The organism is Bacteroides sp. AF20-13LB, from assembly GCF_003603065.1.
Taxonomy (GTDB): Bacteria; Bacteroidota; Bacteroidia; order Bacteroidales; family Bacteroidaceae; genus Bacteroides; species Bacteroides uniformis.
Genome location: NZ_QTMH01000011.1, coordinates 104,242 through 119,133, shown reverse-complemented (window position 1 = coordinate 119,133; position 14,892 = coordinate 104,242). Strand labels below are relative to the sequence as shown.

Genomic DNA, 14,892 nt, shown 5'->3' with positions numbered 1-14,892 from the left:
CGATAAGTATGGGAAAACTTTATGTAGTGCCTACCCCGGTAGGAAATTTGGAAGATATGACATTCCGTGCTATCCGGATTCTGAAAGAAGTGGATTTGATACTTGCTGAGGATACACGTACCTCCGGCATATTGCTGAAACACTTCGAAATAAAGAATGCGATGCAATCTCACCATAAATTTAATGAACATAAAACGGTTGAAAGTGTTGTTAATAGAATAAAGGGGGGAGAAACTGTAGCTTTGATTTCGGATGCAGGTACGCCAGGTATATCCGACCCGGGCTTTCTGGTAGTCAGAGAGTGTGTGCGTAACGGCATCGAAGTGCAATGCTTGCCGGGAGCGACAGCTTTTGTACCGGCATTGGTGGCTTCCGGACTGCCGAATGAGAAGTTCTGTTTTGAAGGTTTCCTTCCACAGAAGAAAGGAAGGATGACCCGCCTGAAGGCATTGGCCGAGGAGTGTCGTACCATGGTGTTCTATGAGTCTCCCCACAGATTGGTAAAAGCTTTGACGCAGTTTGCCGAACATTTCGGTGCCGAACGTCAGGCTTCTGTTTCGCGGGAAATCTCAAAGATGCACGAAGAAACGGTGCGTGGAACGCTTACAGAATTGATTGAACATTTCACGGCGAACGAACCGCGCGGTGAAATTGTGATTGTAGTAACAGGAATAGACGATTAAATAACTTCATTAACCAAACGTAAAACGAAAGCGTATGAAAAAGTTAGCAGTTTTAATTGTATGCGCGGCTGTAATGGCTTCGTGTGACAGCTTCTCTGGTGGCAGTAAGAACCAGCTGAAAGCTGAAAATGATTCTTTATTGATGGAACTGACTCAGCGTAATGCTGAATTGGACGAGATGATGGGCACTTTCAATGATATTTCAGAGGGATTCCGCCAGATTAATGCAGCAGAGAGCCGTGTGGATTTGCAGCGTGGTGCTGTGGCAGAAGGCTCTTTGAATGCCAAGCAGCAGATTGCGTCGGATATTGAGTTTATCCGTAAGCAGATGGAAGAGAACAAGGAACAGATTGCCAAATTACAGTCCATGCTGAAGAACAGTAAGAATAACTCTGCCCAGTTGAAGAGGGCTGTGGAGTCCCTGACTCAGGAGTTGGTAGCAAAGACCCAGCGTATTGAGGAATTGCAGGCTGAGCTGGCTTCCAAGAATATCCGTATCCAGGAACTGGATGCTGCCGTAACCGGTTTGTCTACTGAGAAAGAAGAATTGACTGCCGAAAATGAGGCGAAGGCTCAAACCGTTGCCGAACAAGATAAGGCACTCAATACGGCTTGGTTTGTATTTGGTACGAAGAAAGAGTTGAAGGACCAGAAGATATTGACAAATACCGGACTTTTCAAAAAAGGCCAGGTGCTGAAAGATTCTGATATCAACAAGGACTACTTTACACAAGTGGATATCCGTACGACAAAAGAGATTAAACTATACTCTAAAGATGCTGATATCTTGACTACTCATCCCGCGGGCTCTTATGCGTTGGAGAAAGATGATAAAGGACAGCTGACTTTGAAGATTACAAATCCGAAAGACTTTTGGAGTGTGTCCAAGTATTTGGTAATCCAGGTAAAATAACACTGTTATAGACTGATACAGAACGGACGCAGGTTATTGGAATTGATAATCTGCGTCTATTTTTATATATCTCTTTCCTTTAAATTATGGCATCCCAATATAAGAACCTGTTTTTTGACCTGGACGATACGCTTTGGGCATTTTCTCTTAATGCACGCGATACATTCGAAGAGATGTATCACAAGTATGATTATGGCCGTTTCTTTCGTTCTTTCCAGCATTTCTATACGCTTTATCAGCATCGTAATGTAGAGCTGTGGGAAGAATACGGCAGAGGGCAGGTCAGTAAGGAAGAGTTGAACCGCCAGCGTTTTCTATATCCTTTGGAGGCAGTAGGGGCGGGGGATGCTGCTTTGGCCGAGGCTTTTTCTGATGATTTCTTTTCGGTCATTCCCACAAAAAGTCGGCTGATGCCGCATGCGTATGAGGTACTGGAATATTTGGCGGGGAAATATAACCTCTATATCCTTTCCAACGGCTTCCAGGAGCTGCAATGTCATAAGATACGTTCGGCAGGCATTGACCACTTTTTTAAGAAGATTGTTCTCTCTGATGACATCGGTATCTTGAAGCCCTGGCCCGAAATTTTTCATTTTGCCCTTTCTGCCACACAATCCGAGGTGTGTGATTCTTTGATGATAGGCGATAGTTGGGAGAATGATGTGGCAGGAGCCAAAGGAGTGGGTATGCACCAAGTGTTTTATAATGTAACGGGGAAGGAAGAACTGCCTTTCCAACCGACTTATCATATCAGTAATCTGAAAGAATTGATGCAGATTCTGTGACATTGAAATTTTTAGTTGTACTTTTGTCTACAGAAACGTATATTATACAGCTATGGACACAATCTTACCTTTCGCTTTACTTTGTTTTACCTCCTTCTTTACGTTGACAAACCCTCTTGGCACCATGCCGGTGTTTTTGACCATGACGCATGGAATGACGGACCGTGAACGGCAGTCGGTAGTATCGCGCGCCACTCTGGTTGCCTTTATTACGATTATGGTTTTTACGTTTGCGGGACAGTTCCTCTTTAAGTTCTTCGGTATCTCTACCAATGGTTTCCGTATTGCCGGTGGAGTTATTATCTTTAAGATTGGCTTCGATATGCTGCAAGCCCGTTATACCCCAATGAAGCTGAAAGACGAGGAAATCAAGACTTATGCCGATGATATTTCCATTACTCCTCTTGGAATTCCGATGCTTTGTGGTCCTGGTGCCATAGCCAATGCCATTGTGCTGATGCAGGATGCCCATACCATTCAGATGAAAGGAGTTCTTATAGGAATGATTGCCTTTATTTATCTGATTACCTTTTTCATATTGCGTGCTTCCACACGGCTGGTCAAAATCTTGGGTGAGACGGGAAACAATGTGATGATGCGTCTGATGGGGCTTATTCTGATGGTTATTGCCGTTGAGTGTTTTGTCAGCGGAGTGAAACCGATATTGGTGGATATATTGAAAGAAGGAGGCATACCATCACTGGCACACCTCCTCTAAACACTTTATTTATAAAAACACATTGGGAAAATTCCCAAGTTTCTTTAGGCTACTATTGATTAATAGCCTGGATTTTGTTCTATGTTCGGATTGGCATTGATTTCACCTACGGGAATCAATGGGAGCGCTTTCTTGGAATCTCGATTGAATGTACGCGCTTCTTCGCTCAATACGTCGTGCCATCCTCTGGCATTAACGTCTGTGTAGCGTGTAACAGTTTCACCTCGGCGCATAACATCGAAATAGCGCTGTCCCTCACCTACAAGTTCCTTGCGGCGTTCAATGTAGATGCGGTCTAATGTGATGTTTCCGCTGGTTACTTGTTTACTTTCATCCGTTGTACGGTTGGAGATGATATCATTCAGCAAGTTGGCAGCCTTGTTCTTGTCTCCGGCTTGGAAAGCTGCTTCTGCTGCTGACAAGTAAACTTCTGACAAGCGTAGCAATGGGACATTGGAGTAACGTACATCTCCGTTTACAGCAGGCATTTTGTTGATGTAAACTTTGCGTTTGTCAAATCCTCCTGCTGCCGCAGCCAATAAAATGTCGTTACGGATGTCTGCCGGGTCGGATGTAAGCATGTCAGAGAAGTCTTTTGTGACAATTACATCTCCATATCCGGGAGAAGCGCCAGCCTTGTCGGCATATAAATAGGCAATACCTTCACGGTCTGTCCAGTCAGTATTGTTGTTGATGGAAATCTCGAACATGATTTCTTTTGAATGATTGGCATCACTTTTGCTCCATGCTGCAACATATTCTGACGGTTCCCAAAGTTTGTAAGACGAGTTTGATATGATGTCTTCTGCTACGGATAAAGCCTTGCTCCATTCGCCTTTTGTCATATATACACGTACCTGCAAGGCTTTGGCAGCCCAAAGGTTGACATAACCCACTTCATTGGTTTTGGGCAGTGCATTTGAGTTGATTGCATCTGTCAAATCTTTTTCAATACTCTCATAACATTGAGCTACCGTGCTGCGGCTTGGCTTTTCTGTCGATTCTAGTGGGGAGGTAGCGATGGGCACACCGAGTGAGCTGCCTTGATCTACCGTATAAGGTTTACCGTAGATACGTGTAAGGTCAAACAGTGCCATGGCGCGCAGAACTTTTGCTTCTGCATCATATTGGTCAATAGTGGCTTTTGCCTCTGCCGCATCGGTCAGGTTGCCACTTTCTGCTGCCTGAATCAGACGGTTGGCGCGTGCAATGACTACATAAGGCATCTGCCATACGGCTGTTGAGGTGGTGAAATTGTCTGCAGTTGTATATTCCATATAGTAGTAGAAGTTTGCTCTTCCACTTCCCCCGTTATATTCATATTGGATATCTTCCCCTCTCATGTCACCGTATACGAACATGAGGCGTCCATAATAATTAATCAGGCTACTGTTACCTTTAACGGCAGCATAAAGTCCCGTCCGCACATTGGCCAAATCATCGCTGTTCTTGATTGCGGTTTCAGCATCTATTCCGTCTGCGGGTGACTGATCCAGCCAACTGTTGAGGCATGATGAAGTGCTGACTGCCATAGCTGCGCAAAGCGTTGCTGTGTATAATGTCTTTAATATTTTCATTTTCGTATCTTTATTAGTTAGAAATTCAATTCTATTCCGAATGTATATGTTCTCAATGCCGGAGTCTCAAATGTGCATAGTCCGTCTACACGCATTTCCGGATCTACAAATAAGTCTTTAGACTTCCATGTAAGCAGATTGGAACCAGAGAAGTAGATTCTGGCTTTGCTGAGCCCAAGCTTGCTGATATAGTTTTGCGGAATGCTTACACCTAATGTGAGGTTCTTCAGACGTAGATAATCAGTAGGCATCAGCCAGCGTGAAGACAGTGAAGCAGCGCTTCCATATTCAAATTTAGGCAATGTGGCATTCGTGTCGCCCGGGCCTGTCCACATCTTTGAGATGTCATAGTATGTCGGTACGGCACCACCGTATAGATATGAACCGCCATTGGAGTGCTGCCAAGTGGAGTAGTCAAAAGCATCACCACCCAATGAATAAGTGAAAGTGAAGCCCAAGTCGATAAACTTCCATTTGAGGTTGTTGGTAAGACCGCCTTCTATACTAGCCTGATGCTTGCCTACAATAGTTTTGTTGGCTTCAGAGATATTTGTAGTTGTCTTGCGGGCATTCTCTGTTCCGTCATTCAGATAGAACATTTCTTTACCGGTCTCTGCGTCGACTCCGGCGTATTCATAAACATAGTATGAATAGTAAGGTTCGCCTACACGGTGAATCAGCGGTCCTGATACGATTTCATTCTGCTGGCCATCCAATTTGGTCAGTTTGTTGCTGTTGTGTGCCATGTTCAGAGAAGTGGTCCACGTGAAATCCTTGTTTCTGAAATTGGTTGATGTAATGGTCAACTCAAAACCGGAGTTCTTCAGTGAACCGATGTTTTGCGGGGTGGTATACCCATAATTGCCATCATAATATCCGCCGACTTGTGATACGGGGAGGTCATATATAAGGTCGCTGGTTTTACGCTGATAGTAGTCGAATGTTACAGAGATACGGTCGATGAATGAAAGGTCGAGACCGATATTCCATGTTTTGTTCTTTTCCCATTTCAGGTCCGGGTTTGCAATTCCGACGATGGACATTCCTGACTGTCCATTGTATATGATTCCGTATTTATAAAGATTCATATAAGCGTAATAGTCTGATGGTTGCGTTCCGTTTACACCGTATGACACACGGAGCTTTCCATCTGTCAATACACTCTTGACAGGATTCAGGAAACTTTCGTCTATGAATCTCCATGCTCCGGAAACCGACCAGAAACTTCCCCAACGGTTTTCTCTTGCCAGACGTGAACTTCCGTCGGTACGATAGCTGAGACCGAGATAATATCTGTCTGCGTAGTTATAATTGGCACGTCCGAGGAACGAAGTCATGCGATAGCTCTGTCTGTTGGTTTCGGCACTTGTTGAACCGGCATTTGTCAATTCGTACAAATCACCCGGATAGTCTTGGCCTGCCATGTAGTTGAAAGCATATTCCGTATCTTGTGTTTCAAAACCAAGCAGGGCGTCAATATTGTGCAGACCGAAAGAGTTGATGTAAGAGAGCTGGGTTTGTGTATTCAGCTGGTCATTACGATTGACGATACGCTGCATGACACCACCGGGGGCACCATTGTTTGAGTGTCTGTCCCAAAGAACGTCATTGGTTCCTTGTGCGTAATCATAAGCAATCTTTTCACTTAAATTCAACTTGTCCCAAATATTGTAGGTCAACTTGATTGTATTGAATGCCTTCATCAGGGTATAAACGTCAGAGCTGTGTTCTCTTTCATACAAAGGATTGACTCCAAATACGCCGCAACCATTGTTTAATGTGCCGTCTTCATTATAAGGGGTTGATGAGGGGCTTTGGAAGAATGCGTAATTGGCCACAGGTCCATCATAGGAGGTAGCTTCATTAGTTTTGTTTTGTCTTACTTTTGAGAATTGGCTTGTAACCTGAACTTCAAAGTCTCCAAACTTATGAGTGAGGTTTGCATTACCAGTGAAACGTTCCAGACCTTGTTTGTAAATGATACCTTCCTGATTGGTATAAGCTACTGAGGTGTAGAACTTGGTACGGTCGTTACCACCAGATACGCTCAACTGGTAGTTCTGATGAGAACCGTTACGGAAAAGCAGGTCTTTCCAATCCGTCCATCCGGTTGAGGGTTTTGAAGCAAAGTCCTCGATGTTCTGGTCTGCAAAAGTTGCGGCATCTGCATCGGACATGTTTCCGGTGTATAACCCGTAATTCTTGAGACCGGTCCATAAGAGTTCGCGGCGCGAGTCACCGTCGAGCATAGGACGATAATCTATTGCCATGTTTGAGAAACCCCAGTCGGAACGGAAACTTACATTTGTTTTGCCTTGTTTTCCGCTTTTCGTCGTAATGACCACAACACCGTTAGCAGCACGCGAGCCGTAAAGAGAGGCAGCAGCCGCATCTTTGATAACTGTGATAGACTCGATGTCATTGGTATTGAGTGAAGACAAAATATCAGTTCCTGCATCACTATAAGTGAACTCGGATAAGTCTCCACTTGTGACCGGTGTTCCGTCAATAACATAAAGCGGATTGTTTCCGGCATTGATGGAACCCATACCACGTACACGGATACTGCTTACAGAACCTGGATTACTTGAACTTGAGCCAAAAGTAACACCAGCGACATTACCAGAAAGTTTGTCGGCAACAGAAAGAACAGGTACATCTTCCAAGGTGGAAGTGTTTACAGTAGAAGCAGCTCCAGTAAATGATGCTTTTTTAAATGTACCGTAACCGGTAACCACAACCTCTTCAAGCAGCTCAGAATCGGATTTCAAAATTACCTTTACATGAGGTTTAATCGTTACTTCTTGGGTTTGCATACCAACAAACGAAATCACCAGAGTTTTCGCGGAACTACAATAAGTGTATATTGCTAAAAAACAATTGTTTACGTTTGCTATAGAACAGAGTTTATTCTATTGTATATTATCTATAAAGGTATATGGCAAAGGGAGGTAAGTGGCTCGAAGTACCCATTTCATACCGTTTTGAATAATTAAAAGCTGATAATGAGCGCGTTATTGTAACATTTCATTCTACTCTTTTAATTGGTGATGTACTAATTAACCCAATAAATGTTTTTTATTCAAGAATAACGATAGATTATATAGAGGAATTTATCTTGAAAGATAAATTTTATCCATAAAAGTTCCAAAATATTTTTTTGTTGAGAAATATTTGCTTTACATATGTTATTTATAATTGATGAATATATAATATATACGGCAAGATTCAATTATAATTGAAATATTTTATATCTTTGTATATAAACTAAATCATGTTTGAATATGAAAAATTATATCTCCCGCCCTTTATACATAAGGAGAATTGAACCGTTTATTGATAAAAGTATAATAAAAGTAATAACCGGCCAACGTAGGATAGGTAAAAGCTACATTCTTTTGCAGATATCAGATATCATAAAGAAAAACATACCGGAAGCCAATATCATTTTTGTAGATAAAGAGCAACTTGCCTTCACGGAAATTAGGAACTACATGGATCTTTATCAATATGTTTTAAAGAAGGTTACTGGGCATAATCATAACTATCTTTTTGTAGATGAAATCCAAGAGATTGAAGAATTCCAATTGTGTCTGCGGAGTTTATTGAACGAAAATAAATGCGATATCTATTGCACCGGAAGTAATGCTAAAATGCTGTCCAGTGAACTTGCTACTCAATTGGCAGGAAGATATATAGAATTTCCCATTCATTCACTTAGCTACGGGGAATTCTTAACTTTCAATCAATGTCAAGATTCCACCGAAAGTTTAAAACTCTATCTTACATTCGGAGGTATGCCATACATTCATAATCTAACAATGGACAAGAATGTCATATTCGAGTATTTGAGAAATGTTTACTCTACTATCCTACTAAAAGATGTGGTTGCCCGTGAATCAATCCGGAATGTATCTTTTTTGGAGAATCTCGTAGCTTATCTGATAGATAATACCGGTTCTCTTTTTTCTGCCCAGAATATTAGTAAATATTTAAAGTCGCAACACGTCAACATTCCTACGCAGACAATTCTGAACTATCTAAAGGCACTGTGCAATAGTTTCTTTATTTACAAAATTCAACGAGCTGAAATCCAAGGGATGAAAATCTTTGAGATTGGTGAGAAATATTATTTTGAAGATTTAGGATTACATAATTCCATACAGCATTTCGATTTTCGAAAAGACATCAACAAGTTAATGGAAAATGTAGTATGCATTGATTTGTTAAGATATGGATATGAAGTATATGTCGGAAAGAGTGGTAATAAAGAAATTGATTTCATTGCTTCCAAAGACGACCATAAAATCTATATTCAAGTAGCGTATATGCTTCCCGACGATGCAACTGTTAGGCGAGAATTTGGCAATCTTTTGGAAATAGCAGACAATTACCCTAAATATGTGGTAACAATGGATGAAATGCAAAGCGGGGGAAATTACAAAGGAATTAAACAGATTTCACTGCGAAACTTTTTGTTGGCAGAGGATAAAGAAAAACTGTAAATTAACGATTCAATCTCTACGAATCAATATTTAAAGTAAAAAGCCGGCCCTTTGTGTGAACCGGCTTTTCTTATGTAATTTTTTTAATTTTCAAATTACTCTGTCTCCAAAGAGTTAAGGTATGCTTCCGCACTCAAGTAGAGATAAGACGGGTTGGTACAAGGATATGCACCACCGTCTTGATAGTCAGCCATACTTACGTACAACGAATTGGCTGGGAAGGTAATACTACCGGCCTTTTCATTATAAACTCCCAAAGGATAAGAATTTATATTAGTAGATAGGTTGCCATATACAGAACCACCGCTGAACATACCATATCCCCAATCCATACCATATTGAACCGGTTTCAAAGAAGCACCTTCTTTAGTCACATCAATTACGAAAGTATATTCACCTGGAACTACATCAGCCTCTTCATTAAAGGGATAACCGTTGAAACCGCCAACCTCATCTTGTGCAGTCGCAACTTTGGCAAACGGACTGTCAAAACGGAAACGTGTACTGGTAGCAGTTGTAGTTTTTTCAATTTCCACAGCCATCGGAACAGACGGATCTACGCCAAAGAAATTAGCAACTGTACCGTCCAAATAGTATCCGGTACCGATAGATTCCCACTTCAAGATAGCAAAATTTACTGATATTTCATGGTATCCGGAAGAATAGTTGCTGACATCATTACCACTCAAAGCCAGTTGTAGATTATAAGTGATACCCTCGGCAGCTGACGGTGTTTCAACTGTCAACTTGGCTGTTTTCTCTCCAGCAGCAAATGATACAGTGGAAGGGCATACAAATATATTCTCTTCATTATTTATCACAGTAACATCAACCGTACCGGCAGCATCTGTCAAGGAGCGTGTCAAAGTTAAATCAAAAGAGGTTATTCCCGGCTCAACTTCCACTGTTTGGGTGTAATTGCCCACAAAGCAGATGCCTTGATTACCGTCTTCCAGTTCACCCGGAGTATAACTTTCTGCATCAGGATCGCAAGAGGTAGCTATCAGTGCGATGACAAACAGACTAAGTATCTTATTTATATATTTCATATTCCATATTTTTAATAGTTAACATATACATTATTCTACATCAGGTATTGGTGTAGGTGCCGAAACCAGCGGATTGTTCTCCAATAATGGGTTATATTGTACTTCCTTATTAGGAATACTGTAAATCTGAACCGGATCACCTGCTGTAATATTAAATACGGCAGTAGTCGGGAAGCCGCAGCCTAAACGGTTGACTCCCTTGTTCAGACGCATAATATCAAAATATGCCATACCTTCTCCCCAGAATTCAAGACGACGTTGTTGCCAAACAGCTTCCTGCACAGCTTCCGGTGTAGTGGCTGTACACTGATAAGACGGGTCACGATATGCAGTAACAAACGAGTTAAGGGTAGATACACCGCCACTAACATTACCACTCATAGCTTGTGCCTCAGCCTTGATAAGATACATTTCCTCAACACGCATCAATATTATATCCGTAGCATTGTTGTCAGTTCCCCATTGGTCATTCAGCACCCCATACTTTACTTGTGTATAGGCAGGTGCCTTTTTCCCGGTAATATATGTTTGGGCTGCAGCAGGCAAATTGGCAGATACACCTTCACCGTTCAGGAACCATCCCTTGCGGACATCACTGGCAGGAATCTCATTATAGAGTTTCGGACTGATTCTACGCCATCCACCTACAGAAGCATAACCATAATTCAAAGAGCCCATATGTGAAGGGAAATTACAAATACCGGTTGTACTTACACGGTCCTGTTCTGTAATCAAGATACCCCACATCCATGAATTGTCTTCGATATTAATGAATGAAGGCTTGCTTACATCAGCACGGGAGTATGGAGTGGCAGTAGTTTTGGCCAGTGCGGCTTCCGCATCCTTTAAAGCTTCCGCATAGTTGTGCATTGCCAGATAGACACGGGCACGGATACCGTAAGCGACATCCAAGCTGACATAGCGCTTGTCATCACGTTCTTTTGTAGTGGCTGTCAGCAGCTCAATAGCTTTATTCAGGTCTGCCAAGATAAAATCATAAGTTTCTTGCACAGTAGAACGGGCGCAGCCATTGGCTGCAACTTCTGTTGCATTCTGCTCTGTAATCAAAGGCATACCCATAGCGCTCTCATGTCCTTTGTAATTGAACTGATACAACTGTATCAACGTAAAATAGTCAAAAGCACGGACAGCTAATGCCTGCGCCAGATAATATTGTAACGTAGGATCTTCAGTTTCGTTATCTACAGTACCGATTACGTTATTGGCTGTAAAAATCTGATTGTACAATGTACCCCAGAATTCAATGGTAGCTGTACTTGTATTCAAGCAGTCACTGTAATCGGCTGAATTGGAATACCAGTTATAACCAGTAATATCTGCCACCATGTCCGTACCTCTTGATTCCGTGGCCAGCATAATGGTCGGATAACCTATATCACTATGCACATTGTCATCTTCTGTGTAGATTTTGGCATATTGGGTGAAATTTGCAGCCACAGCTGCTACGCTGGCTTCCAATCTGGAAGGATCAGATTCAACAACTTCTTCCTTTTGGTCAGATGTAATAGTCGAACTCAGCGGTTCTGTATCCAGATCTGTACATCCAGCTACCATCAAACCAAGCATAACATACGGTGTTATCTTATATAATTTCTTCATATTTTTTCTGTATTTTATTATTGAACTATTATCAGAATGTTACTTTCAAACCGCCGGAAATAGTACGTATAGGCGTATATCTATCTGTAGAAGCTGTTGTGTAGCTCATACGTGGATCAAGCCCTTTACGGGCAGAGAAAAGAGCCACATTGTCAGCCGCACCGTAAATACGCAAGCTTCCGATACCCAGACTTCTCAACCATCTCTTAGGTAAAGTATAGCCCAGGGTGATGTTATTGATAGAGAAATAATCAGAACTTGTCAACCAACGGTCTGATGAAGAGTTGGTGTATTTATCAATGGCATCTACACGCGGAATATTGGTATTTCTATTCTCTGGTGTCCATGCATTCAAGATATCCTTGTGCCAGTTATATCCCATGTAGTGGGAGTCACCGCCATGCATGAAAGCTTGATAGCCACTATCATAAATCGTACCACCCAACTGATAAGCACACTGGATGGAGAAATCAAAGCCACGGAACTCCAATGTTGTACCGACACCGCCATAGATAGTAGGCAACAGGTCACCGGAAGCTTGTCTATTGGAATTGTAGGCAGCAGACCAATCTTTATCCTTATACTCTACACCGTTTTCGTCCTTTGCCCAATACAGAGCTTCGCCGGAATCAGGATCTACCCCTGCATATTTAGTCAAATACATCTGGTACAAAGATTCACCTTCACGATAAATATAGGAACCATCAATCATCTCTCCTTTCAAATCCGGATGCAGCTCAAGAATCTTATTTTTCATCAATGTTCCATTCCAATTGATCACCCACTTTAAATCATTAGTTTCAATAGGAGTATAGTTCAATTCAATTTCCACACCGGAGTTGCGTACCGAACCGATATTCATAGGAAGTTGGGTATAACCGTTAGACATCGCTACCGGTTTATAATACAACATATCCTTAGTCTGGCGGTTGAAGTATTCGATTGTACCGTCAATACGTCCTCCCAAAAGAGCGAAATCCACACCTACATTGAATGAATTGGATGTTTCCCAAGTGATATCTTTGCTCCCCTTGTAGTAGAGCACACCATCAGAGAATACACCGTCAGACCCGCTAACCGTGAACTGATCCAGATACGGATAGTAGTTTGTATATCCCTTATAATAGAGGTTGTCATTACCCTGCTGACCGAAAGAAGCCTTCAGCTTCAGCATGTTGATCCAATCGTATTGACTGATAAAGTTTTCTTTTGCCATATCCCATGCTGCACTCACACTCCAGAAGTTACCCCAACGGTTATCCGGATGGAAGCGTGAAGAAGCATCACGACGATAAGAAACACTACCATAATATTTTTCATTGAAATCGTAGCTGGCACGTGTAATGATACCGATTGTGGCATATTCATTGTAACTGCCAGAACCATTCTTGCGGTCGATAACATTAGATGCAGTCCAGTTCTTGTCACTATACATGTTATATCCTAAAATATAGTGACTTTCCGTGTTGAAGTCCATACTTTCATAGCCGGCAAGAATATCCAAGTTATGGTTGCCGAATGTCTTTTTGTAATTCAACAGATATTGTTGGTCAAGCGAATAAACGCGTGAGGAGTATTGCATAACAGAACCGCCATAGGAAGCCGACTGACCATAATACTTGTTACCCACACTATGCTGGCGTGTGTTGTCAATATGCAAGCCCAAAGAAGCTGTCAATGACAAACCGTCAATGATATCAATCTTTGCATACCATTTCCCATTCAGAATATCCATCAGATATTTTTCAGTATCATAAAGGAAACCGCTCATAGGATTGGACATGCTCATAAAATTACGGGTGAAGTTTGTACTTGAACCATCACCATAGTCATATACATGATAGCCAGTATTGGCATTATATTGGAAACTGCCGTCTGCATTCCGTACATACATCGGATAGATTGGTGCGATAAAGTTACCAACAAAGAACGCATTACCGGAAGAAGTAGCAGCATCGGTATCCTGATCGCCCGGTGAACGGCTTGTTACATTTGAATAGCTAAGATTAACTCCGAGCTTCAACCACTTTTTAGCCTGATAATCCACGTTCATACGAGTGGAGATACGTTCGAAACCTGAATTTTCAATAATACCTTCATCATTCAAATAACTGGCAGACAGATAGTAGCTTAATTTGTCCGAACCACCAGAAACACTAAGATTATACTCTTGGCGCAAATTACTTTGGAACATCTCATCAGACCAGTTATCCGGTGTATAATAATAGTCACCGTCACTATATCCCAGAGTTGCATAAGGGTTCAACTTGCCGTTCCGGCCAATAAGATATTGTCCATCAGGTATGGTATAAACTTGGTAGCCCAGCTTTGGAAACAAGTCTGCATTGGCCAATTGATAAGCCCGTTCTGCTGTATATCCGCTATTATATAGGTATCCGTTATACAAAGCAGAATATGCAGTCTCCATATAGGTATTTGCATTCTGCAATACATCATAGTTTTTCACTAAGCGGGAGTTGACTCCCCAACGGGCGTCTAAAGAAATCTGCGTATCACCGCTCTTACCTTTCTTTGTAGTAACCAAAATAACACCGTTTGCACCACGTGCACCATACAAGGCAGCAGCTGCGGCATCTTTCAATACGGTCATTGATTCAATATCTTGTGAATTGACAGCGGAGATATCTCCTTCATAAGGAATACCATCCACTACATACAGAGGATTGTTGCTGGCATACATAGAACCGATACCGCGAATACGAACTGTCGCACTCGTACCCGGCTGGCCATTTGTACTTTGTGTCTGCACACCAGATACAGTACCGGAAAGTGCATTCGATAAGTTGGAGACCTGACGTTTCTCCAATGTCTCAGACTTGATCACAGAGGCTGAACCTGTAAAAGCAGACTTCTTTGCTGTACCGTAAGCTACCACCATTACCTCATCAAGCATCTCAGAATCGGAACGCATGAATACTTTTATATTCGGCTTAATATCAACCTCTTGAGTCTGCATACCAATGTACGAAATTACCAAAGTTTTCGCGGAACTACAACACTCTTATTTTATTAATAATCAAG

The 14,892-nt window shown here is 41.9% G+C and carries 10 protein-coding genes; 5 read left to right on the top strand and 5 right to left on the bottom strand.

Features of this window, described 5'->3' with window-relative positions:
• Nucleotides 1–8 precede the first annotated feature (8 nt).
• The 4 genes from rsmI (at nucleotide 9) to DWX62_RS14705 (ending at nucleotide 3,099) form a co-directional block, all read left to right on the top strand.
• A complete protein-coding gene (gene rsmI, locus DWX62_RS14720) occupies nucleotides 9–683 on the top strand; it encodes a 16S rRNA (cytidine(1402)-2'-O)-methyltransferase (RefSeq protein ID WP_008665787.1) in 675 nt (224 codons plus the stop codon).
• Between the two features lie 34 nt (nucleotides 684–717).
• A complete protein-coding gene (locus DWX62_RS14715; protein WP_005835026.1) occupies nucleotides 718–1,596 on the top strand; it encodes a hypothetical protein in 879 nt (292 codons plus the stop codon).
• Nucleotides 1,597–1,682: 86 nt separating this feature from the next.
• Nucleotides 1,683–2,381: a YjjG family noncanonical pyrimidine nucleotidase gene (locus tag DWX62_RS14710; RefSeq protein ID WP_016274189.1), complete on the top strand. Its 699-nt coding sequence runs from the start codon at nucleotides 1,683–1,685 to the stop codon at nucleotides 2,379–2,381.
• Nucleotides 2,382–2,433: 52 nt separating this feature from the next.
• Nucleotides 2,434–3,099: a MarC family protein gene (locus DWX62_RS14705; RefSeq protein WP_008665785.1), complete on the top strand. Its 666-nt coding sequence runs from the start codon at nucleotides 2,434–2,436 to the stop codon at nucleotides 3,097–3,099.
• Nucleotides 3,100–3,158: 59 nt separating this feature from the next.
• Here the strand turns inward: DWX62_RS14705 and DWX62_RS14700 are convergent, their stop codons facing one another.
• Nucleotides 3,159–4,676 carry a RagB/SusD family nutrient uptake outer membrane protein gene (locus tag DWX62_RS14700; protein ID WP_117681205.1) on the bottom strand — a complete coding sequence of 506 codons (1,518 nt, stop codon included), beginning with the start codon at nucleotides 4,674–4,676 and terminating at the stop codon, nucleotides 3,159–3,161.
• Between the two features lie 17 nt (nucleotides 4,677–4,693).
• On the bottom strand, nucleotides 4,694–7,543 hold the full coding sequence (locus DWX62_RS14695; protein ID WP_257932148.1) for a SusC/RagA family TonB-linked outer membrane protein: 2,850 nt from the start codon (nucleotides 7,541–7,543) through the stop codon (nucleotides 4,694–4,696).
• Between the two features lie 417 nt (nucleotides 7,544–7,960).
• Between DWX62_RS14695 and DWX62_RS14690 the strand changes: the two genes are divergently transcribed.
• On the top strand, nucleotides 7,961–9,181 hold the full coding sequence (locus DWX62_RS14690; RefSeq protein ID WP_008665782.1) for an ATP-binding protein: 1,221 nt from the start codon (nucleotides 7,961–7,963) through the stop codon (nucleotides 9,179–9,181).
• A 95-nt stretch (nucleotides 9,182–9,276) separates the two neighbouring features.
• On the opposite strand, the gene DWX62_RS14685 is transcribed toward DWX62_RS14690, so the two are convergent.
• The 3 genes from DWX62_RS14685 to DWX62_RS14675 are packed head-to-tail and all read right to left on the bottom strand — an operon-like array spanning nucleotide 9,277 to nucleotide 14,848.
• Complete coding sequence (locus DWX62_RS14685; protein ID WP_005824271.1) at nucleotides 9,277–10,230, bottom strand: hypothetical protein; 954 nt, start codon at nucleotides 10,228–10,230, stop codon at nucleotides 9,277–9,279.
• Nucleotides 10,231–10,260: 30 nt separating this feature from the next.
• On the bottom strand, nucleotides 10,261–11,850 hold the full coding sequence (locus DWX62_RS14680) for a RagB/SusD family nutrient uptake outer membrane protein (RefSeq protein WP_008665781.1): 1,590 nt from the start codon (nucleotides 11,848–11,850) through the stop codon (nucleotides 10,261–10,263).
• A 31-nt stretch (nucleotides 11,851–11,881) separates the two neighbouring features.
• Complete coding sequence (locus DWX62_RS14675) at nucleotides 11,882–14,848, bottom strand: SusC/RagA family TonB-linked outer membrane protein (RefSeq protein ID WP_081027245.1); 2,967 nt, start codon at nucleotides 14,846–14,848, stop codon at nucleotides 11,882–11,884.
• Nucleotides 14,849–14,892: the final 44 nt, after the last annotated feature.